Origin of the sequence: Acidithiobacillus sp. HP-2 (assembly GCF_015100155.1) — a bacterium.
Lineage (GTDB): Bacteria > Pseudomonadota > Gammaproteobacteria > Acidithiobacillales > Acidithiobacillaceae > Acidithiobacillus.
Genome location: NZ_JACKZA010000005.1, coordinates 170,223 through 192,138, shown reverse-complemented (window position 1 = coordinate 192,138; position 21,916 = coordinate 170,223). Strand labels below are relative to the sequence as shown.

The 21,916-nt window shown below is 55.2% G+C and carries 13 protein-coding genes and 2 pseudogenes; 8 read left to right on the top strand and 7 right to left on the bottom strand.

All coding sequences use genetic code 11. The features are described from left to right. From H7F11_RS05685 to H7F11_RS05655, 7 genes and pseudogenes are all read right to left on the bottom strand, one after another. Nucleotides 1-200: pseudogene (locus H7F11_RS05685) on the bottom strand (ISAzo13 family transposase); the annotation flags it as partial. A 644-nt stretch (nucleotides 201-844) separates the two neighbouring features. After that, the gene (locus H7F11_RS05680; protein ID WP_193651452.1) at nucleotides 845-1,243 is read right to left on the bottom strand and encodes a type II toxin-antitoxin system HicB family antitoxin; all 399 of its coding nucleotides are present in this window, start codon (nucleotides 1,241-1,243) and stop codon (nucleotides 845-847) included. A 57-nt stretch (nucleotides 1,244-1,300) separates the two neighbouring features. After that, complete coding sequence (locus H7F11_RS05675) at nucleotides 1,301-1,429, bottom strand: type II toxin-antitoxin system HicA family toxin (RefSeq protein WP_227485287.1); 129 nt, start codon at nucleotides 1,427-1,429, stop codon at nucleotides 1,301-1,303. Nucleotides 1,430-1,750: 321 nt separating this feature from the next. Further along, a complete protein-coding gene (locus tag H7F11_RS05670) occupies nucleotides 1,751-3,034 on the bottom strand; it encodes a Y-family DNA polymerase (RefSeq protein WP_193651451.1) in 1,284 nt (427 codons plus the stop codon). Between the two features lie 6 nt (nucleotides 3,035-3,040). Continuing rightward, nucleotides 3,041-3,514 (bottom strand): LexA family protein, encoded by a 474-nt coding sequence (locus tag H7F11_RS05665; RefSeq protein WP_193651450.1) that lies wholly within the window; start codon nucleotides 3,512-3,514, stop codon nucleotides 3,041-3,043. Next, a complete protein-coding gene (locus tag H7F11_RS05660; RefSeq protein ID WP_193651449.1) occupies nucleotides 3,507-3,761 on the bottom strand; it encodes a hypothetical protein in 255 nt (84 codons plus the stop codon). The genes H7F11_RS05665 and H7F11_RS05660 overlap by 8 nt, the downstream gene beginning before the upstream one ends. A gap of 450 nt (nucleotides 3,762-4,211) precedes the next feature. After that, a pseudogene (locus H7F11_RS05655) lies at nucleotides 4,212-4,763 on the bottom strand (transposase); the annotation flags it as partial. Between the two features lie 864 nt (nucleotides 4,764-5,627). Between H7F11_RS05655 and H7F11_RS05650 the strand changes: the two are divergent. From H7F11_RS05650 to H7F11_RS16685, 8 genes are read left to right on the top strand one after another with little or no spacing between them, the layout of a single operon-like run. Beyond that, the gene (locus tag H7F11_RS05650; protein ID WP_193651448.1) at nucleotides 5,628-10,931 is read left to right on the top strand and encodes a DEAD/DEAH box helicase; all 5,304 of its coding nucleotides are present in this window, start codon (nucleotides 5,628-5,630) and stop codon (nucleotides 10,929-10,931) included. Next, nucleotides 10,928-13,705, top strand: coding sequence for a helicase-related protein (locus H7F11_RS05645; RefSeq protein WP_193651447.1), 2,778 nt, complete (start codon nucleotides 10,928-10,930; stop codon nucleotides 13,703-13,705). The genes H7F11_RS05650 and H7F11_RS05645 overlap by 4 nt, the downstream gene beginning before the upstream one ends. 39 nt (nucleotides 13,706-13,744) lie before the next feature. Then, the gene (locus H7F11_RS05640) at nucleotides 13,745-13,966 is read left to right on the top strand and encodes a type II toxin-antitoxin system Phd/YefM family antitoxin (protein WP_193651446.1); all 222 of its coding nucleotides are present in this window, start codon (nucleotides 13,745-13,747) and stop codon (nucleotides 13,964-13,966) included. Further along, nucleotides 13,966-14,379, top strand: a complete 414-nt coding sequence (locus H7F11_RS05635; RefSeq protein ID WP_193651445.1) for a type II toxin-antitoxin system VapC family toxin — start codon at nucleotides 13,966-13,968, stop codon at nucleotides 14,377-14,379. Before H7F11_RS05640 ends, H7F11_RS05635 begins: the two co-directional genes overlap by 1 nt. After that, a complete protein-coding gene (locus H7F11_RS05630; protein WP_193651444.1) occupies nucleotides 14,376-18,359 on the top strand; it encodes an Eco57I restriction-modification methylase domain-containing protein in 3,984 nt (1,327 codons plus the stop codon). The genes H7F11_RS05635 and H7F11_RS05630 overlap by 4 nt, the downstream gene beginning before the upstream one ends. Continuing rightward, nucleotides 18,356-19,543 (top strand): hypothetical protein, encoded by a 1,188-nt coding sequence (locus H7F11_RS05625; protein ID WP_193651443.1) that lies wholly within the window; start codon nucleotides 18,356-18,358, stop codon nucleotides 19,541-19,543. Before H7F11_RS05630 ends, H7F11_RS05625 begins: the two co-directional genes overlap by 4 nt. Then, nucleotides 19,540-21,273 carry a hypothetical protein gene (locus tag H7F11_RS05620; RefSeq protein WP_227485286.1) on the top strand — a complete coding sequence of 578 codons (1,734 nt, stop codon included), beginning with the start codon at nucleotides 19,540-19,542 and terminating at the stop codon, nucleotides 21,271-21,273. The genes H7F11_RS05625 and H7F11_RS05620 overlap by 4 nt, the downstream gene beginning before the upstream one ends. Continuing rightward, nucleotides 21,239-21,730, top strand: coding sequence for a hypothetical protein (locus H7F11_RS16685; RefSeq protein WP_227485285.1), 492 nt, complete (start codon nucleotides 21,239-21,241; stop codon nucleotides 21,728-21,730). Before H7F11_RS05620 ends, H7F11_RS16685 begins: the two co-directional genes overlap by 35 nt. The last annotated feature ends 186 nt before the right edge of the window (nucleotides 21,731-21,916 follow it).

Here is a 21,916-nt window from a genome sequence, read left to right as displayed (position 1 = left end):
AGCCTGTTCTCCGGATCCTTGAGCTCTTTGAGACCCGCCATGATGGACCCCCGCGCGACTCCGGTAGCCTCACTCACCCGCTTGACACCGCCATGACCCAGCACCTTCGCTTCTACTGCCGCATATAGCCGTCTCTGCCGCTCATCCAGTATCCCTTCGAGCGCTTGGTGTCGAGCGGCTATCAGTGCGTCTGCTTCCATGCCGCAAGACTATACCCGCTATATAGTGAGTACAAGTTATTTATTTATGAATACTAAGTACCGTCCGCTTGAAGAAAACCTTGCCATTTCTACCAGTAAGCTTGTGACAGTCAAGCTTTCGAGCGCTGTGCGGGCGTGGACGATCCCTTGTAAGAAGGGAGACCGAGCCAAAAAGCAACCGAGCCTTTGATGCCGAGGCCGGAAAAAAAGTCGCAAGTCTAACGACGGCCCAATCGAATGCACTAGCGAATTCGCCTTCCCGAGCATCAGTCATTAAGCTTCCGTTAAATAGTTCGCGTTCAATCCGCCACCTGCCTTATCCTTGCTGGGTATGTTGCGCGTGATGAGCACATTGATGTTGTGCAAGTTGTTACCACCTCCGTTTCAACCCACACTTGTGGCTGACGCCTAAGATCAAGCGTAGTGTTAGTGCCTGGTCATAGCCGGAAATGGCAATAGACTATAGTAACGTGGACTAGGCACTCACTCCAATCCAACCATGGATCCTTCTGAAATCGGTCACCTTCAGCCTCTCTATTCCAACCTTCGTCACTTTCGGCACTAGGTATGCTGACCTCAAAAGCCGCTAGTTTCCAGCAAAAAGGCACATAGCCGTTTTTTTGGGGGACGACCTCTGGATCGGTCTACCCCTTCCGAAGCGCATGCCGCGCAGCTTCGGCCAAAAAGCCTGAACGACTGGACCCTCTGGTTCTTGCCGCCTCGTCAATACGGCGAATCAGATTACGCGGCAGAGTGATGTTCACTTTCTCTGTCTTACCTTCCACGCGAGAAGCATCCACGTCCACGACCGCCCAGACGCCGCCCGCGTAGTTCGGGTCGGCTTGATAGTCGGCCAGCGAATGCTGTTCCGGGAGAGGCGTACCCTCTTCGCCCATACCTTCTAGGTGCAGACCTATGGCTTCGCGGATACTGTCGAGCGCCTCGTCTAGCGTTTCGCCCACAGAAAAGCAGCCCGGCAATCCGGGCACGGTGACGCCATAGCGCTGCCCGTCATCGGTATGGAGTACGACGGGGAATTTCATGATGACCTCCAGCCAGCTTGCCTTTCGATATTAAGCAGAGTACCCACGGGAATATCCTTAGTCGGGATGTTTGACCGTCACCAGCCCAATTCTATCAGGATGCTTGAACTGATGATGCGAACCGCGAACGCGCACCAGCACCCAACCATCGGCTTCCAGTCTTTTGATGATGGCTCTGCTATCCATGATTTGATTATAACCACCGATAACCACTCGTCAATCAGTTCCGCAATCGTTGCAAGACCCAACCACCAGAGCCTTTGCTCTCCTCTCCCCTGCTCTACTCTTTCCAATCACCCGTCACCACTACAAAAACCACCGTTTTCGAGAGTCTTCAGATGGCGGTAATTGCTGTACCATAAATCAAAAGGTTGCAATTCCCGAAAACCGTTCTCAAAAAACTGCTATAGTTTCCAGCCATAGTGACAAGTTTTGAGGGCATAAAGGTCACCCCCCCTTAATGACCGGTTCAACTGCAAATCCAGTCATTCGCAAGTGCGTTTTTCCCTATTCCACTTTCACCCTGGCCAGTTCCTTCCATTGGGTTGTGTAAGCAGGAGATTTATTCCCGCGTTTCATCTCCCAGCTTCGCGTTTCTTGTAAACCAGCAACACCTGGCTGTAGAACGTTGCGGCCAAATCGCGCATTGATCTGATCCAGCGTGGCCATTAGCTGATTGGCGCGCTTTTTGGCCTCCATATCTCCGAATAAATCCGCTTGGACGGATTGAGCCGAACTGATCTCCAGAAGATGAACCCCTGCCTTGGCGTAGGCAAATCCTTCTCGATACATCTGAGTCAAAGCCAATTTGCCAGCATGCAGGAAAATTCGCGTATCCTGACTTGCTTGGCTGAGCACTACGGTTCGGGCTGCCTGGTATTGCGGCAGGTGGTTCTGGAAGGGATTGGTGCGGATATAGACACGTAACGCTGCAGCCACGGAATTCTGACGCCGTAGCTTGCTAGTCGCTCTGACAATGTACAGGCTGATGGCTTCACCTAGTTCTTCTATCGTTTTGACGGGTCTCCCAAACGAACGAGAAGATTGAATTTCCTGTTTGGGTGGAGCCACTTCTTCCATGGCGATGCAGGACTCACCGCGCAGTTCTCGAATCATTCTTTCCATCAAGATGCTAAAACGCTGACGCATTGGTCTGGGGTCTGCATTCTGCAGATCCCAGACGGTCAGTATGCCTATATCTTGAAGTCGCTTACCCCACTGACGACCAATGCCCCAAACTTCTGTAACGGGTAACTGCTGTAATATTTTGGCCTGTTTCTGTTCGGGTATCTCCTCCCAGACACAGACCCCTGCGTATTTGGGCTGCTTTTTCGCCAGATGATTGGCCAGTTTGGCTAGGGTCTTGGTTGGGGCTATTCCAACCCCTACGGGTAAACCCAGCCATTGCCGGATGCGCTGGCGGGCAGTTTGGCCTATTTGGCGGCATTGTTCAGGCGCAAATCCTTGCAAATCCAGAAAGCACTCATCGATGCTATATACCTCCTGGATAGGGCTAAAGTCCGACAGGATCGTCATCATGCGCTGGCTCATGTCGGCATAGAGCGTGTAATTGCTCGACAGAGCGATGATGCCTTCCTTTTGGGCCAGCTTCTTTATCTGGAACCAGGGTACTCCCATGGCAATCCCTAAGGCTTTCACTTCAGCAGAACGGGCGACCACACAGCCATCGTTATTGGACAGCACAACTACTGGTTTCCCTTCCAGATCAGGGCGAAAAACCCGTTCGCAGGAAACGTAGAAGTTATTGGCATCGATCAGTACGATAGGCATGATTTTTTAGACGCTGTGCAGCACACGCGTGACTACACCCCAGATGCAAAGTTCTTCGCCTTCTTTGAGTACAATCACCGGAAAATCGGGGTTTTCTGCCAACAAATGGACGCTTTCTCCAACACGACGTAAGCGTTTGACCGTGAGTTCACCGTTGATGGCTGCCACCACGATTTTGCCATCGCTGGGGGTAATGGCTCGATCCACGATGATTTCATCGCCATCAAATATGCCTACGTCCCGCATGGACCATCCCGATACGCGGAGAATGAAGGTTGCTTCCTTGTGCTGGATGAGATGCGTATTCAGATCAATCTGTTTTTCCACGTAGTCATCTGCAGGAGAGGGAAAGCCTGCGGCAATTCTGGAGATCATCAGTGGGAAAAAGGTGCGGCGAAACGATCCACGCAAGGCTTGTGGTGCTGTAGCCGTCAACTCCCGATTCGTTCCGCTTGGAAATACGTTTGTCGGATTATGCATTGAGGCAATCCAGAAACCTGTTTGGCGTTTGATATTTCACAGGTAGCTCTGCCAGATCATGGGTCGGTCGAGAAACTCCGATAGGATATACATCACCGATACCCAGTAATGGGGTCCAGTGAACGGGAGCGTATGCGGTAGATGGATGCCCCAGCCAATCGGCCAGCAGCCAGGCAAGAATGATTGCTGGCATGGATCTCAGCATCTTCAAGCGGTTGAGGGAAAAGCTTTTGTGGATGGTGCGCATCGGATACCTCTCATCAGTGCTTACTATAAATTTATATAGTATTCATCCAGAGCGGTGCAAGTCCATTGCCTGTGTGTTTTCTTGGCACCTGCAACGTAATGAATTGTACTCAAGACAGGCTAACATCCCCTCGTATCTAAAATTAAAACGGAGTTATTATCATTTTCTAATATACCAATGAACTTCAACGTTATTGTTTTCAGCACGTTGCTCACAAAAAACAACAAGCGAAACTTATTAATCAATAATTATTTTTTATATAATGATTATATGGACAACAGCCCTCCAACCCCCCTTCCAAGGATCATATAATTAATTAATGGAAATATTTTTTATTTGATACCTCTTGTTCACCTCATGCAGACCCCTTCTTCACCCATAAAAAGTAAAAATAACTCCATAATCATATTAAATACCTCTTGCAGACCGCTTGTAGACCTCATCTTCCCGCATGCCGCATGCCGCAGACGTGCGTCCATGAATAGCCACACGCTTGCGATGGACTCCAAACCCCAGATGTTGGAGTTACATCCAGCGACTTCAAAGAAACGGGGTTGCTGTGTATTGGGCATCCAGTAAATCCATGAGCACTTTATCCTCTGCGTCCAATGGCTTTTCGGGTCGCTGCGCGTAAACCGTGGCTCGGGCCACTCCAGCCAGGCGACACTGCCTTTGAATAGAGATCGACAGATTCGGTACGATCCACGTCCACTGCGTCTCTACCGTTACATTCCGGACTTTTTTTCAGCCAATCCAGTTCGACTTTCAATCGCCCGATTTCACTGTAGAAATGCCCCGGGTGGCTGTGCGCATCAATGGGCTGTGGGCCACGCTTGCCATCAAATAAAGTACCCACCTGCTCCAGAATAGCCTTCTTCCATTGCCCGACTTGCGTCGGGTGTACCCCACAAACTCCTAGGCAATTTCGTTGATGGTTTTCAGGCCCCGGATCGCCTCTAATCCAACCTTGCCCTTAAAGGCCGCTTCGTACGCTTTCCGCTTTGTGCGCTCATCGTCTCCTCCTGATCAGACAACAAGCTTAAACTACCGCCTCAAATCTGGGGTCCACTATAGCACGAAACCATAAGCTCTTCTTTGCGCGAAACCTGCACCCATTTTTATTTTATTAATGCCTTCAATTTCAAATTATTAGGCTTTTCTACAGCCTGAGAATATCTGGTATAAATCAGTCCTATTAATCTCTAAATACTATAGCAAAAAACGTGAATATGATCTATTAGAGATCAAAAAATAGTTGATCTCTAGATCCTATATGTAGAGACAAAATTGCGATTTTTGTAATCACCGCCAAAATCACAGTCTGAGATATTCCGAAGGCAGGTTCGCAGGATTAGGGACAATCTTTCCAGATGAATGAGGAGTAACAGGGGCTACCTAAGGATAGACTTAAGGCGAGCATCAACGACACCGGGGGACACAAGGAAAGACAAGCAATATAGGCCAAGCAAAAGGGTCCATGCAGTCACCCTTGAACACCAAAGTTTCGAACGATAACAAGGGAACCATGGTCATCACAGGGCGCGCTGAAAAACATCGGCAATAGACTGGCGATAAAGCCCTTGGATTGAATCAAGGGACTAAAGTGATAGCCCGCGAACCACATGTAACATGAAAACTTACGGTTCGCACCCTAATTATAAAGGTTACGATAGGCCAGCATAAGAAAGTAAGGGAGGATGGAATCGCACCTTTGGGCTGATAGTGTTGACATCCAGTGGTCCTCCCCCTCACAGTCCAGCAGAGGGATGTTCTACTCGTGATATGATAAAAAGGACGCAGTGAATGGCTTCTGGCATTATAATCCTTCATGCCGCTGTCCGGATACCCTACAAACAACGGTAATCTATGGAAAACGTCTTCAATTTTCGTGAACAACTCATAGAAGAATATAGTACCTTTTCCCGCAGTTTCGCGCGTATTGACGCCGCAGACATCCGCGAAACGGTGCAGCGTGAATATGACCGGGGCCGCTACTGGCCGGACCCTCTCATCCAGATCAACCCCAACTATAAGCGCGGGCATACCGTCCAGGAACTGGTCAGAGAAGGTCTTCTGCACCGGGACTGCGCCGAAATTTTCCAGGTGGACAAAGCGGAAGGTCGGCCACAGCCCCTTCAGCTTTACATCCATCAAGAGCAAGCGCTGGCCAAAGGCCAACAGCGACAAAGCTATGTGGTCACGACGGGGACAGGCTCCGGTAAATCCCTCTCCTTCTTCGTCCCGGTCATCGACCGGATACTGAAGGAAAAGGAGGCGGAAGAGGAAAACACGCCTGCACGCACCCGTGCCATCGTCATCTATCCCATGAACGCGCTTGCCAACAGCCAATTGGAAGAACTCCACAAATTCCTGTACGGTTATGCCGCCGACCAGCAGCCCTTTACCGTCGCCCGGTACACTGGACAAGAATCCTCTGCTGAACGCCAAAACATAGCGGACAACCCGCCTGATATTCTCCTCACCAACTTCATGATGCTGGAACTCATCCTCACCCGTTTTGATGAGGACGACCGCCGCGTCGTCGAACATTGCCATGGGCTGGAGTTTCTGATTCTTGATGAGCTGCACACCTATCGAGGGCGTCAGGGCGCTGACGTGGCGCTGTTGGTGCGCCGTCTGCGTGAACGCCTGCAGGCCCAGCACCTCGTGTGCATAGGCACTTCCGCCACCATGTCCAGCATGGACGCCCAGGCAGATCGCAACAACACCGTAGCCACCGTGGCCAGCAAGCTTTTTGGCACACGGATATCAGGGCATGACGTGATTGGTGAAACACTGGAACGGGTGACGGACCCCCTCAAGGACGTCGTCGCCATTCAAGCCACATTGCCTGCTGCCATCCGCCGGGAACACCATGCCTGGAACGATTTCCCCGCTTTTCAGGCAGATCCTCTGGCCATTTGGGTGGAACTGAATCTGGGTATCGAACTGCGTGAAAACGAACCCCCGCGCCCCGCACAACCCATGAATGTCAAAACGGCCAGTGAAAAACTGGCGGCAGACAGCGGCTGTTCCGTGGAAGAGAGCCGTAGCGCATTGCAGCGCTTCCTGCTGGCCGCCCATGAGATCCACACGCCCCAGGGACGCCCCCCTTTCGCCTTCAAACTGCATCAGTTCATCAGCGGCCCCGGCAAGGTGCTCACTACATTGTTGGAAGCCCCCGGTACCCGCTACGTCACCCTCGACGCCCAGCGCTTCGCCCCCGGTCGGCAAACGGAAGGGGTGGAACTCTATCCGGCGCATTTTTGCCGGGACTGCGGTCAGGAATACCACCCGATCTGGCATGCCAAAAATGATTCAGCAGGCTATCGGCCCCGCGAAATTGACGACATCACCACCGACGACAATGAAGATACCGCCTATGGCTTTCTTTGCCCGATCCGCGACGATCAGCAATACCAAGGTCACCTGGAGGATCTGCCAGAAAGCTGGCTGGATTTCACCCGTGACGAGGTGAAGGTCCGGCAAAACTACAAAAAGGCGATCCCGAAACCGGTGCGCGTCAATGCCCAGGGACAGGAAGGGCGTGGGGAGCGTTACTGGCTCATCCCCGGCAAATTCCGCTTTTGCCTCAAATGCGGTCAGGTCCATGAGGCCCACGGCAAGGACATTAACCGCCTCGCCAGTCTTTCCGGTGAGGGCCGCTCCTCGGCCACCACCATGCTCACCCTCAGCGCCCTCCGTTTGCTCTTCAGTGCTCCTGAGCCTTTGGCCGGTCGCGCCGACCCGCGCAAGCTGCTGGGGTTTACGGACAACCGGCAGGACGCCGCTTTACAGGCGGGACACTTCAACGACTTCATTTTTTTGCTGACGCTGCGGTCCGGTCTCATCGGCGCACTGCAAAATGGCAGCGGCCTGCTCAACGAGGAACAACTGGCCGATGCCGTATTCAAAGCCCTGGGATTTGACCAGATCAATGAGGCCACGCTGGTCGAATATCTGCGCAACCCCAAACTCATGGGCTTGGCACGGCAGGAAGCGCAAAGAACACTGCGCTTCGTCATCGGTTACCGGCTGCTCCGCGATCTGCGCCGGGGCTGGCGGTTCAACAATCCCAATCTCGATCAGCTCGGCCTGATCGACATCCGTTATCGCGGATTGGACGAATTCAGCGCCGCAGATAGCCTCTTTGCTCAGAACACCAAGCTGTCCGCTCTCAGTGGACCGCATCGCGCGGCGCTCTGTCAGATGGTCTTTGACATGATGCGTCGTAGCCTCTGCCTGGAAAGCCGTTATCTGGATGCTGTCGAACAGGACAAGGCCCGAAACAGTGCCTTCACCACCCTCAATGACCGCTGGGCGTTCGCCGCCGACGAATCACTGGAAACGGCGAAATCTTTGATTTTTGGCAAGCGACCGGAGCATAAGGGGAAAGCCCGCACCGACCACCTGATCAGCGGCGGACCACGTTCCCGGCTGCTCCGTCGGGTCAAAAATGCCACTTTCTGGAAAGACAGCGCCTGGGCCGGTCAGGTAGCCCAGTGGAAAGACACCGAATTGGCCGCGCTGATCGAAGCGATGCTCCAGGCCGCCAACCTCTATGGTTATGTGCAGAAGCATCCCGTGGAAAACCATCTGGTGGGCTGGCGACTGAACGCGGGTGCTCTCGACTGGTGCCTGACGGCCGACGAGGCGGACACCGACAAGCGCCAGTCCAATGCCTTTTTCCGCCAGCTTTATCTCAACATCGCCAATCTCCTGCGTCAGCCGGAACACCCGCTCTTCGCCTTCGAGGCGCAGGAGCATACCGCGCAAGTGGATTCCGCACGCCGCCAGTTGCTGGAACAGCGCTTCCGCTACACCGAAAAAGACCGCCACGACTGGGCCAGCAATCCCGCCCATGAGGCGCCGCTGGAGCGCTTACCGGTCATGTTCTGCTCCCCCACCATGGAACTGGGCGTCGATATTTCGGCCCTCAATACGGTGTATCTGCGCAATGTGCCGCCCACCCCCGCCAATTATGCCCAGCGCAGCGGTCGTGCCGGCCGCTCTGGCCAGCAGGCGCTGGTCATCACCTACTGCGCCGCCCAGAGCCCCCACGATCAGTGGTTTTTCCACCATGCCAACGAGATGGTTCATGGCGTTGTCAAGTCGCCCACCCTTGATCTGGCCAATCGCGACCTGGTGGAGAGCCATCTGCATGCGGTCTGGCTGGCCTGCGCGGAAATAGACCTCCCTTCCGGCATCAACGAACTGCTGGATCTCGACCTGCAGGACAAACCACTGAAACCGCATTATCAGGACTGCCTCGGCAACATCACCGTTCAAGACCGCGCTCAGGAGAGCGCCGCGCGGGTCATCGACCAACTCCACGATGAGTTACAGGACAGCGACTGGTTCTCCCCGGATTATGTGCAAAAAGTCATCGCCACGGCGCCCCAGCGTTTCTCCGGGGCGTTACAGCGCTGGCGGGATCTCTTTAATTCGACTCGCACGCAGATGAACTTGGCCGATCAGATCGTCAAGAGCCACACCGCTTCCCACGGCGAGCGACAGAATGCCCAGCGCCGCTATGGGGACGCCGCCCGGCAATATGCGGTCCTGCTCAAAACGGGTAACACCCAGAACGCTGACTTCTACACCTATCGTTACCTGGCCAGCCAAGGCTTTCTGCCTGGCTACAACTTCCCGCGTCTACCCCTGATGGCCTGGATTCCTGCCACTGGCGGCAACACGATGAGTGGGAGGGAGGACGAAGGCAGCATGGTCAGCCGCCCGCGTTTTCTAGGGCTCTCGGAGTTCGGCCCGCGCAGCCTCATTTATCATCAGGGCCGCATGTATCGCGTGGTGCGGGCCAAGCTCAACGTCGGCTCGGCGGATCACATTTCCGGCAACAGCCAGTTGGCCACCATCTCTTCCCTGGTCTGCAGCCAGTGCGGGTATGGCCACCTGGGGACCCCTGGCGGCAGCGACCCTCTGGTCAACCGCTGTGAAAACTGTGATGCCCTACTGACGGAACACGACTGGGTGCGAGAGCTCTATCGTATAGAAACCGTGGAAACGGTGGCGGTGGAGCGTATTTCCATCAATGACGAAGACCGTCAGCGGCAGGGGTTTGAGCTGCAAAGCACCTACCGCTTCCTGCCCGGTCCCGACGGCGTCATCCAGAAACGCAAGGCCGCCGTGCGCAATAGCGACGAAGTGCTGGCTGAACTCACCTACGCCCCCGCCGCCCGCCTGTGGCGCATCAATCGCGGCTGGCGGCGGCGCAAGAACAAAGCGCAACTGGGTTTCTATATCAACCCCATTACCGGCACCTGGAGCAAGCAGGATGATCCCAATGCATCCGATGAAAGCCCGGAAAAGGAAGACGGCCTGCTCGACAAAGTGCCCAATCAGCGTATCGTGCCCTTTGTCGAAGATCATCGGAACCTGCTGATCCTGGCTCCGGCACAGGCGCTTTCCTTGGAGGCCATGGCCACCCTCCAGGCTGCCCTGAAGCGGGGCATCGAAATGACCTTCCAGATCGAAGAAGCCGAACTGGTGGCCGAGCCCCTGCCCAAAAGCGACGAACGCCGCGCCTTGATGTTTTACGAAGCCGCCGAGGGCGGTGCCGGGGTGCTGACGCGTCTGGTCAGCGAACCCGCCAGCCTCCGGGAAGTCGCCGGCGCTGCCTTGCAGATGATGCACTACGGCAAACCGGAAGACGGTCCCTGGCAGTTCGAAGCGCTGGAGGCGACGGACAAACACGTCTGCGAGGCAGGCTGCTACCAGTGCTTATTGTCCTATTTCAACCAGCCGGACCACGAAAACATCAATCGCCGCAACACCGATGCCCTGAAACTGCTGGTGGCGCTGGCCAATGCCGAGGTGCATCTGACGCCTTCCAGCGCGGCACCGGCAGTTGCTTCATTGCAACCGCATGCCCCCGACCAGAGTTTAGCCGCGCAATGGTTGCAGGCCGTGACCCAATCCGGTTTCCGCATGCCCGACGCCACTGACGTTCCCGTCCAGCAAGGCGCCGCCATCGCTAGCGCTCAGTATGTCGCCGCCCGTGCCTTGGTCTTTCTGACGCCTCTCAGCCCCGATCTGCATAGGGTACTCGGCGACAAGGGCTGGCAGGTGTTGGACTTCGCGGATCCGGCCCAATGGTCGATCCAATTCGCCACTTATCCCGAGATATTCGGCCTGCCCGAGAACATCCAATGACCCGCATCGAACACGACTTCATGCCCGGCAACCTCGTACACGCACGGGGTCGCGAATGGGTGGTGCAAAGCGGCTCCCGCCGCGACTGGTTGCGCCTGCGCCCGCTGGGTGGCGCTGATGACGACAGCATCGCCCTGATCCCCGAGCTGGAACTGCAAGCCGTCGAGCCCGCCACCTTTCCCTGGCCCGAGCCGGAAGATGCGGGGAACCATGCCGCAGCCCTGCTTCTGCGCGATGCATTGCGCCTTAAACTGCGTGCTGGCAGCGGTCCATTCCGGGCCTTCGGCAACATCGCCGTTGAACCCCGCGCTTATCAACTCGTGCCGCTGCTCATGGCCCTACGGCTCTCCACGGTGCGCCTGCTCATCGCCGATGACGTCGGCGTGGGCAAAACCATCGAAGCCGGGCTGATCGCCCGCGAGTTGATGGATCGCGGTGAAATCGGCCATCTGGCGGTGCTGTGCCCACCGCACCTGGTCGAGCAATGGCAAAACGAACTGGAAAGCCGCTTCAATCTGCAAACCGTGGCCCTCACCTCTGCCTCCGCCTCCCGCATCGAGCGGGATCTGCCCCATGGAATCGGTCTCTTCGATTATCATCCGGTGGTCGTGGTCAGCCTGGATTACATCAAGAGCGAGCGCCACCGCGCCCACTTCCTCAGCACGGCCCCCGAGTGCGTGATCGTGGATGAAGCCCACACCTGTGCCAGTGGCGGGCAGGGTAAACAATTGCGCTTCCAGCTCTTGCAGCAACTCAGTCAAAACCCGGAACGCCACCTGATTTTGCTCACCGCCACTCCGCACTCGGGGGACGAGGGCGCCTTTTACAACCTGCTTGCGCTCCTCGATACGCGCTTTCGTGAATTACAAGGACACACCGCAGCCAATGATCCTCTGCGGCTGGAACTGGCTCGCCATTTCGTGCAGCGCCGGCGCAAGGATATCGCCGAGTGGCAGGCTGAAACGGGCGATGGCCGTGGCTTTCCGCGGCGCATGAAAGCCGAGATCACTTACCCGCTGAGCGGCGACTGGGGCCGCTTCTTCGACTCGGTGCAAAATTACTGCCGGGAACTCGCCGAAAGCATCGAAGCGCGAGAGGCTGGCCATGCGCGCTTGGTCTGGTACGCCACCCTCGCGTTGCTGCGTTGCGTGGCATCCTCTCCCGCTGCCGCCGTCAAAGCCCTGACGACCCGGCTGGACAACACCCTCAGCGACAACGAATGGCTCACCGACGAGCGGTTATACGACGGTGAAGCCGACGACCTGGACAGTAATGATCTTGAACCGCCCGCACAGATGGCAAATGCCGGGCATTTGCAAACGCTGATTGGCGAAGCGGAACGCCTCTCTGGACAAGCGGGCGACCCCAAGCTGGCGGTGCTGATCCAACATCTCCATACGCTGCTGAAAGAGGGCTTTCACCCCGTCGTTTTTTGCCGCTACATCGCCACCGCCCACTACGTCGCCGAACATCTGAAGAAAGTCTTCCCCAAGGCCGTCATTGACGCCGTTACCGGCGAATACACCCCCGAGGAACGCCGCGAGCGGGTGGAGGCGCTAGGGGAAGGCGAATCCCGCATCCTCGTCGCCACCGACTGTCTCTCCGAAGGTATCAACCTGCAGCACCTGTTCACCGCCGTCGTCCACTACGACCTAGCCTGGAACCCCACCCGTCATGAGCAGCGCGAAGGCCGCGTCGATCGCTTCGGCCAGCCGGCCCCCGAAGTGCGCTGCACCATGCTCTACGGGCAGGACAACCCGGTCGATGGCTTTGTGCTCAACGTCATCTTGCGCAAGGGCGAAGCCATCGAGAAAGAACTCGGCGTGCTGGTGCCCATGCCCGAAGACGAAGCTCGCATCAAGCAGGCGCTGGTCAAGGCCGCACTGATGAAGCGCAGCAACGCCCATAGCGCGCAGTTGGGTTTCGACTTTGGGGAATCCGAACAGATCCTCGCCCCCCTGCAAGCTCGCTGGCAGGACGCCTTGCAAAAAGCCAAGGCCAACCGCACCGTCTTTGCACAGCGCCGCATCCGTCCCGACGAAGTGCTGCCCGAATGGCAGAAGGAACAACAAGCGCTGGGCACCCAGGCCGACGTGCAGCGCTTCCTAAACAGCGCCTGCGCCCGCCTCAACGCTCCGCTGGAAAAAGCTCGCAAGAACCAGTTCCGCCTGCTACCGCAACACCTGCCGGAAACGCTGCGGCTGCGTCTGGCCGATGAAGGCATCAACAAAGCCCTAACCATCGACTTCAACGCACTGCACCGCAGCCACCCGCTGGTGACGGTCCTCGCCGACTATCTCCTCGAAACCAGCCTTGCAGACGGCAGCGCCAGCGCCGCGCGCTGCGCCGCCACCCTCACCGATGCCGTGGACGTGGTCACCACGCTGTACCTGCTGCGTTTGCGCCATCAGCTCAGCTATGTGCGCCGCCGTGAACCGTTCCAGATGATGGCCGAAGAAACCGTCACCCTCGCGGTCAGGGGCCGCAGCCAGCCCGAATGGTTGAGCGGCGATTCCTGCAACGCGCTGCTCGAATGCACTCCCACGGGCAACCTGCTGCCGGAAGGGGTGCAGCGCGAAATCCGCACCGCACTGGACTTTTTGCGCGCCCACCCGCAGCAACTGGAAGCGTTGGCGCAGAACCGCGCCATCACCCTGCTCGAGGACCACCGCCGCGTGCGCGCGGCGGCGCGCGATGTCGGGCAGTACAGTGTCAGCGCCTGTCTGCCGGTGGATGTGATCGGGGTCTACGTGTTGTTGCCGGACGCCCTGTAATGTACACTTTGATGTACATCATCTGACGGGAGCCTGTTCATGCCGGAAACCACTTTCACCGATTTACGCAACCACGCCAAGACCTGGTTCGATCTGGTCGAGGCCGGGCAGACAGTACGTGTGTTGCGCAATGGTAAGCCTATTGCCGAAATTCACCCTATCCCGGCGCAGATGCCTTCCTGGAAACAGCGTCCGGCACGCCCGCTGGCCATCAGCGGCAAGGAGATCAGCCGTCTCATCCTCGACGAGCGCGGAGACTGATGCGCGTCTATTTCGACTCATCGGCCTTTGCCAAGCGCTACATCGACGAAACTGGCACCGTTGACGTCCTGGCATGGTGCGAACGGGCCAGCGAACTGGCACTGTCGGTCATCGCGGTGCCTGAAGTGATCTCGGCCTTCTGTCGCCTGCAACGCGAAGGCCGCCTAACGGACGCGCAATACCAGATCATCAAGCGCGCCCTGATGCTCGACATCGCCGATGCGCTGATCTGCGATACCACGCCCCAGGTCCTCCAGCACGCCGTCAAGGTCTTGGAAAACCACACGTTGCGCGGCATGGACGCCATCCACCTGGGTGCCGCCCTCGCCTGCACCGCCGAAGTGTTCATCTCGGCCGATGCCCGCCAATGTCGTGCCGCCGAGGCCTTCAGTCTGCAGGTGGTATCGCTATGAAACACCAGCCGCGCCATCACCTCGCCTTCGCCACACTGCGTCTGGAGGGCGGCCTATTCCTGCCCGACCAGTTGGAAAAAGCGGCCCTTGGCGCGGCCCAGTTCCAGAGCGAAGCCGACTACCACACCCCCAAGGGCCTCAAGCTCAAGGACGACATCAGCCGCGCCTTTCAGATCGCTACCGCACAGTGGAAGTCCTTTGCCGACCAGTTCGAGCGCAGCGATGTCGATGTCGGCGCGCTCACCCGCCATTTTGTGCAGGAGATCTTGCGCGACGCCTTCGGTTACAACCATATCGCCCCCGTCACGGGCCTCAGTGTGGGCGATCAACACTATCCCGTCACGTTTCTGGCCGGTGCCTTGCCCGTCGTCGTCGCCCCGCATACCCTAGGACTGGACGCGGCCGACCCGCGTTTTGCCGTCGCCGGCAACGGGGCACGCAAGAAAACCGCCTTCCAGTTGGCGCAGGAGTTTCTCAACGCCAGCCCCGACCAAACTTGGGCCATCGTCAGCAACGGCCGCCAACTGCGCCTGTTGCGCGATGCCGACACGCTCACCCGACCTAGCTTTCTGGAAGTCGACCTGCAAGACCTGCTCGGTGGCGCACGCTATGCCGAGTTCGCCAACGTCTGGCGCCTGCTGCACGCCAGCCGCGCCCCGCAACCCGCAATCCCTCCCGAGAGCGGCGAACAGCTAGGCCCCTGTATCTGGGAACAATGGCGCGTAGCCGGACAGGAGGAAGGCACCCGGGTCCGCGAAGGTCTGCGCCAGGGCGTTACCGAAGCCCTGCTGATTTTCGGCGAAGGTTTCATCCAGCATCCCGCCAACGAGGCGCTGCGCCAGGCGCTCGATACCGGCACCCTCAGCGCCGACGCCTATTTCCAGCAACTGCTGCGCCTCATCTACCGCCTGATTTTTCTGTTCAACGTGGAAGAACGCGGCCTCCTGCATCCGGCGGATGATAGCGCCACCGCCATCGCCGCCCGCAGCGCCTATGCCGAAGGCTATGCCGTCGCCCGCCTGCGCGACCTCTGCCTCAAGCGCCGCGCCCGCAACCGCTTCGACGACCACTGGCAAACGCTGCGCATCGTGTTCAAAGGCTTGAGCGAGGGCGAACCGCGCTTGGCCCTGCCCGCCCTTGGCGGCCTGTTTGCAGTAAGCCAGTGCCCGAAACTGGACACCGCCAGCCTCGATAACGCCCACCTGCTTGCCGCCATGCAGCAACTGCGCTGGTCCAACCACAGCGGCAGCCTGGCGCCGGTAGACTACCGCAATATGGGGCCGGAAGAACTGGGCAGTGTGTATGAAAGCCTGCTGGAACTGGTGCCCGACATCGATCTACCCGCGCGCAAGTTCGGCTTCATCGGCATGGGCGACAGCGAAGGCAGCACCGCCGGCAATGCGCGCAAACTCACTGGCAGCTACTACACCCCCGACGCGCTGGTACAGGAACTCATCCGTTCCACCCTTGATCCGGTCATCGCCCAGCGCCTCGCCGCCCAGCCCGCCAATCCGATCGAAGCTCTGCTGGCGATGCGCGTCATCGACCCCGCCTGTGGCAGCGGCCACTTTTTGCTGGCCGCCGCGCGCCGCCTAGCCGAACAACTCGCCCAACTGCGGGCCGCCGATGGTGCTGTGCAGCCGCAGGACTACCGCCACGCCCTGCGCGAAGTCATCGTCCACTGCATCTTCGGCGTGGACCGCAACCCCATGGCCATCGAGCTCGCGCGCACCGCGCTATGGCTGGAGGGGTTCGAGGACGGCCGCCCCCTGAGTTTTCTCGACCACCACCTGCAGGTTGGCGATGCCCTGCTCGGCCTCACCGATCTCAAGGCGCTGGAGCACGGCATCCCCAAAGAGGCATTCAAGCCGCTTTCCGGCGACGACAAAGCCGTCTGCAAAGCCCTGGCGCAGGCCAACGCCCACGGCCTGAAACAACTGGAACGCGACCTGCTCAGCGGCCAACATCTGCTGCGCTTGGCCGATTCCGATGGCCTCGCCGCCATCACCCGGCTCGAAGCCCTGCCGCAAGACACGCCCACCGAAATCGCCGCCAAGGAAGCCGCCTGGCGCGAGGTCTTGCAGCAGGCCCAAGACAGCCGCCTTGCCCACGCGGCCGATCTGCTGGTCGGCGCCTTCCTGCTGCCCAAGACAGCGGCCAGTGCATCCAGCGTGCCCACCAGCCAGACCGTGTATCTGGAACTGTTCACCGACGCGCAAGGTGCATCGCATCAGGCGCAACGTGCCGCCGCCCACGCCGCCTGCGTCGAGGCCCGCGTGCTGCACTGGCCGCTAGCGTTTCCGCAGGTGTTTGCGGCGGGCGGCTTTGACTGCGTGTTCGGCAATCCGCCGTGGGAACGCATCAAGCTGCAGGAAGAAGAATTCTTCGCCACCCGCAACCGCGACGTGGCCGAGGCCAGAAACAAGGCCGAACGCAGTCAGCGCATCGGCTGGCTGGCCGAGGGCATGCTGGCGCGGCATCTGTTCCCCGAACTGGAACACCCCGCGCCCGAATGCGCCGCCGAGCAGCGCCTGTACGCTGAATTTATCACCGCCCGCCGCACTGCCGAGGCCATGAGCCTGTTTGCCCATGTCAACGGCGAAGACGGCGGCCGCTACCCGCTCACCGGCGTCGGCGATGTGAACACCTACGCCCTCTTTGCCGAAACCTTCGTGCAGTTGATGGCACCCACAGGCCGCGCCGGGTTCATCGTGCCCACCGGCATTGCCACCGACGATAGCACCAAGGCGTTTTTTGCCCACATCACCCAGAACGCGCGGCTGGTCAGCCTTTACGACATCGAAAACCGCGAAGCGGTGTTTCCGGCAGTGCATCGCAGCTACAAGTTCTGCCTGCTCACCCTGGGACAGGCCGAGCAGGCGGAGTTCGTGTTTTTTGCCACCCGCGTCGAGCAGCTGGCCGACCAACGCCGCCGCTTTCGCCTCACGCCGGACGAATTCCGCCTGCTTAATCCCAATACCCTTACCTGCCCAGTGTTCCGCAGTGCGCACGATGCAGAACTCACCAAAAAGCTCTACCGCGCTGCCCCCGTGCTGATCGACGAGCAGCGGCCCGGAGGCAACCCTTGGGGTATTAGGCTTGGGATGATGTTCCACATGTCGAACGATAGTTACCTATTCAATGAGCAAGAGCGTTCTGACTTTTTACCGTTGTATGAAGGGAAAATGTGTGACTTCTACGATCATCGTGCTGCGTCATACGAAACTCGGGGTAGTGATCGAGGCTATAGAGTGCTTCCGCCAACGAGCCTTACAAACCATCAAAATCCAGCCTATCGAACCGCACCATTTTATTGGGTGTCGAAGGAAGATGTAAAAGATCGATTACCTTCTGACTGGAATCGTCTTTGGTTGCCCGTCTTCAAGAAAATCACGGCGCCAACCAACGAACGTACATTTCTGACGTCCCTTCTTCCGTATTGCGGTGTGGGTGACTCAATGAATCTCGTCCTGCCGGCACTTACAAATGGTTTTCCAAAGATTGCAGCTTTGGTCGGCAACTTGGCAGCGATAACACTTGATTATGTTGCACGACAAAAAATTGGGGGTGTCAATACTAACTATTTTCATGTGCGTCAGCTTCCTGTGATTTCTCCAGAAGTCTATACGGACACCGACCTCTCCTACATCGTCCCTCGCGTGCTCGAACTCACCTATACCGCCCACGACCTCGCCCCCTGGGCGCGAGATTTGGGCTATGACGGCGAACCCTTCGCCTTCGACACCGACCGCCGCGCCCAACTGCGCGCCGAACTCGATGCGTACTACGCCCGCCTCTACGGCCTCACTCGCGACGAACTGCGCTATATCCTCGACCCCAGCGACATAATGGGCGAGGATTACCCCAGCGAGACCTTTCGCGTGCTAAAGAAAAACGAAGAACGTGAATTTGGCGAGTACCGCACCCAACGCTTGGTTCTGGCAGCGTGGGATATGCTACAGAATGGGAGCCTCACATGATAACTTTTCCAAAAAGCTTGACCATTAACGCCTGCGAGGAGTTTCTAGAAAAACTTGAAAGAACTAAGGGAGATACTCTTTTGTTGCCCGTGGGCACTTCGGCATATGCGTTTGGCGGTCTGGCAGCGGCTATTCAGGCAGCAAATACTTGGGCTAGAAAATCAAGCACCCGAACGCTCCAACTTCGTCAAAGCGAAAAGTATAACGAAATTGATGAACTCATTAGCAAACCGCACAAGTTTTCTGCGGCAATGCTAGCCAAACAGATCGCCTTTGTAAATGATCAGAACGTTGACATAAGATCTAAGGTTTACGCAGCCGCAAAAACCGCTATAGAAGCGCAAGCTAAACAAAAATATGGTCAGCATTATGGACGACTATGCTGGTTTGCATTTGTCGACCATAGCTCTAAAGGATTCGATGACAACTTCTACATCGATGGACCAAATATGAAGTCAGAGCTGCGGCAGCCAGCTCAAATTACGGCTGTTATTGAAGCGATGGTAGAGGAATCTTTAATGATGTCTGGTGGAGCGAAAAGGCTCGGCCAAAACACACTGAACTATCTTGGACGAATTTTTTATGAATTATTCATTAATACCCACGAGCACGGGACACGCGGCCTTACGCGCAGTGAATGGTTAAAACCAGGCATGCGGGTCATTTATACCCAAGGTATCAACATGAACGAAGAGGGTATCAAGGGCTTTATCAAAAAACAGCCTGTATTATCGACCTATCTGAATAAAATTAACGGTATAACTGGTGTTCGTAGGCAACGGCGATTTATGGAGATCAGCATCGTTGATTCAGGCCTCGGGTATTGCGGAAGATGGCTGGCAGATCACTGTTGCGATACCAATCAGCCAATACTAATATCAGACGAATACAAGACTTTCAAGAAATGTTTTTCATTCAGACAAACTTCGACCTCTCAAAACAACAAGGGTAACGGTTTGCCGGCTGTGATGGAACGGCTAACCAAACTGAATGCCTTTATGCGCATTCGTAGCGGCCGGCTTGCACTATACAGAGATTTTGTTACATCGCCATATCAAAAAAACGACACCTGCGCTTTTTCAGACTGGAATTCACGAGATTCAGCAGAAAATAATCCTAGCCAGATGTCACCAGTAGCCGGAGTTTCTATCACATTGCTCATTCCCATGGAGGCGAAGCAATGACAGATTGTTTTTCCTTTCGTTTTTGTGAGACAATTGACAACCAGAGGAAAAGTGTGGCGGTGTTCTTTCCGTCCATAATTTTTCTCGACGAAATTGCCAAAGCATTAAAGAACGATGTTGCCCATAACCTTATTCCCAAGAATGTGTATATCTTAAGCTTCGGTAATCCATCGGTTACAGTTGACGAGTGCAAAGCTGATACGGTTTTTTGCAATGAATTTATTTCCTATGTTGGCAATATAGACAAACAATTAATTTTTCTTCATGCAGATCGCTCAGGTCATATTTTTAACGATTCAAACACTCCAATAGATCCAACCTTGGAAAGGTCAATTCTCCAGTCGGGCATGGTAGAACTATTCAAAAAGCATCGCGGATTAATAACCTCATCGTATGGCTATCACTTCACAAAACCTTCCGGTGATCACTGCGACAAGTTTATTCGTGCCTCTAACTTGTTAGTGTCAAGCATTGAAGTATCTTTTCTGGCGATTTCGCTCCTTCCATATTTAAAAAATAATCTTCGGCGAATCTACGTTGATACATCATCTATCGCTTATCTTGTAAGTGTTTCGCTAGGTCTCTACGGAGCCTTTGATGACAACATAATACCGCACATTGAAAGTTTTGAATCTTATACGGTACTTAAACAAAAATATGACTTTGTTGAAGATCAAAGCAGCCTGGTAATTATTTCTGCAACAACCAGCGGGTCTTTGGCCAAGCGTTTATTAGAAACAACTTCATTTTCTAAAAACCAGATTGTTACTTTATTTTATACAAAAATCCCAAAAGAGCAGCAGGCTATTTTCAATTTATCTTCAGCTATACCAGGTGGTATTTTATCTCATAGAGCTAATGATTGTCCATTTTGCAATCGCAAATCAAAGGTGATTCGCATTGCCGGAGAACAGTTTTTACCAGAGAATCCAAAACATGATTTACTGATAATTAAAAAGATAGATTTTGGAAGAAAACGTCAGATGTTTTTCCGACAATTTGCAGCAGAATCGGTATTATTATGGAATAAACCTGTTAGCTCAAAAGAGGAGTCAAGAGAGCACTTCTTCATTGATGTAAACGCAGCTCTTTCTCTAAATGCAGAGCCATTTTCATTTGATATGGATAAAAATATTAGGCGGTATGTTTCCCGAGACCTTTCCACTGTAATAGTTCTTGAAGATTCTGGATCACAGTTATTTTCTGAAAGATTCCGTAGTTACATTGGGGAAGATGCTGACACTATGCGTTGGTTCGTGCCTAGCGACCTTGACGATAACGAGCTAGTTGAGTCAGCATCTGTAATCGTGATTGCAGGTGCCATTACATCCGGCCGTAGCTTGCTAGCCATTTCCCGAAAACTGCGTTGCATTCCTCCCCGAGCAACGATTATCTATTTTGTTGCATTTTCAAAACTCCAGAACGATGAGTCATTCAAGCAACTTGAGAAAGACTTATGCCAGGGTGGCCATCAACTGATTATCCTGAATCACTGCCCATTGCCTCGTATTAAAGAATACACAAAAACGGCTTTCGACTGGGAATATGAAGCTTTGAAACGGCTTAGCGGAAGTGATCCATTTGGCGATATCGAGACAGTTTTGCCATCGTTGCTGTTGGATAGATTTCATTTACTTGACAGTTCATCGAGTGATTCTAATCAGCTTTTTTTGCCCAATCCGGCTGGTCTACACATTGAAACTTCGGCGTACTTTTGCTTTTTGGGCTGATCTTGATTTTACTAATGTGCGACTCCAGAAAACCTCGCAGGCAGACGTTTACTGGACGATCCAGTGTGTTCTGCACGATTTGCGTAATGCATCCGATGAAAAGGGATTAGCAACTACATACCACACAACACTCATCAGTCCAGCTAATTTTGATCGCTACAACGACGGAGTGATTCAGGCATCTCTGCTCAGGGCTGCGCTTCCCGTGGAGCTTGACTATCGCGTCGACGCTATATTTAGCCGCCAAATGACTGATGTGATTTTGTCAGTTTTAAGAAATTGGAAAAATGCACAAGGGGAAGGTGCTTTAGAATTTTTAATGGCGTTATGGACGCAACACCTACAGCTCATTGACGATCACTTAGCGGAAATTGTCAAGCTTAAAAGTGAAGAGATGCCTGAAACTATCAAATTCTTACTGGATTGCTTAGACGTACAATTGAGTGCCGTCCCCTGATTTCTTGATATGTACGTTAGATGCAAAACTAGTCTTTGAAAGAATGCCAGCTAATATATTGTGCACCCACTATGGACGTCACAGCAATATAATTGAATATTTTCTCGGTAAAGCCTTCCGCGTATTAAGACTAACGATCAGCGCGCCTTCGGCGAATACCACGACCCAACGCCTGATGCTATCGAC

What these genes read in the sequence shown, in the direction of transcription:
- H7F11_RS05680 (WP_193651452.1), bottom strand. Translation starts at nt 1,243, where the DNA reads ATGAAATTCCCCGTCGTACTCCATACCGATGACGGGCAGCGCTATGGC.
- H7F11_RS05675 (WP_227485287.1), bottom strand. Translation starts at nt 1,429, where the DNA reads ATGGATAGCAGAGCCATCATCAAAAGACTGGAAGCCGATGGTTGGGTG.
- H7F11_RS05670 (WP_193651451.1), bottom strand. Translation starts at nt 3,034, where the DNA reads ATGCCTATCGTACTGATCGATGCCAATAACTTCTACGTTTCCTGCGAA.
- H7F11_RS05665 (WP_193651450.1), bottom strand. Translation starts at nt 3,514, where the DNA reads ATGCATAATCCGACAAACGTATTTCCAAGCGGAACGAATCGGGAGTTG.
- H7F11_RS05660 (WP_193651449.1), bottom strand. Translation starts at nt 3,761, where the DNA reads ATGCGCACCATCCACAAAAGCTTTTCCCTCAACCGCTTGAAGATGCTG.
- H7F11_RS05650 (WP_193651448.1), top strand. Translation starts at nt 5,628, where the DNA reads ATGGAAAACGTCTTCAATTTTCGTGAACAACTCATAGAAGAATATAGT.
- H7F11_RS05645 (WP_193651447.1), top strand. Translation starts at nt 10,928, where the DNA reads ATGACCCGCATCGAACACGACTTCATGCCCGGCAACCTCGTACACGCA.
- H7F11_RS05640 (WP_193651446.1), top strand. Translation starts at nt 13,745, where the DNA reads ATGCCGGAAACCACTTTCACCGATTTACGCAACCACGCCAAGACCTGG.
- H7F11_RS05635 (WP_193651445.1), top strand. Translation starts at nt 13,966, where the DNA reads ATGCGCGTCTATTTCGACTCATCGGCCTTTGCCAAGCGCTACATCGAC.
- H7F11_RS05630 (WP_193651444.1), top strand. Translation starts at nt 14,376, where the DNA reads ATGAAACACCAGCCGCGCCATCACCTCGCCTTCGCCACACTGCGTCTG.
- H7F11_RS05625 (WP_193651443.1), top strand. Translation starts at nt 18,356, where the DNA reads ATGATAACTTTTCCAAAAAGCTTGACCATTAACGCCTGCGAGGAGTTT.
- H7F11_RS05620 (WP_227485286.1), top strand. Translation starts at nt 19,540, where the DNA reads ATGACAGATTGTTTTTCCTTTCGTTTTTGTGAGACAATTGACAACCAG.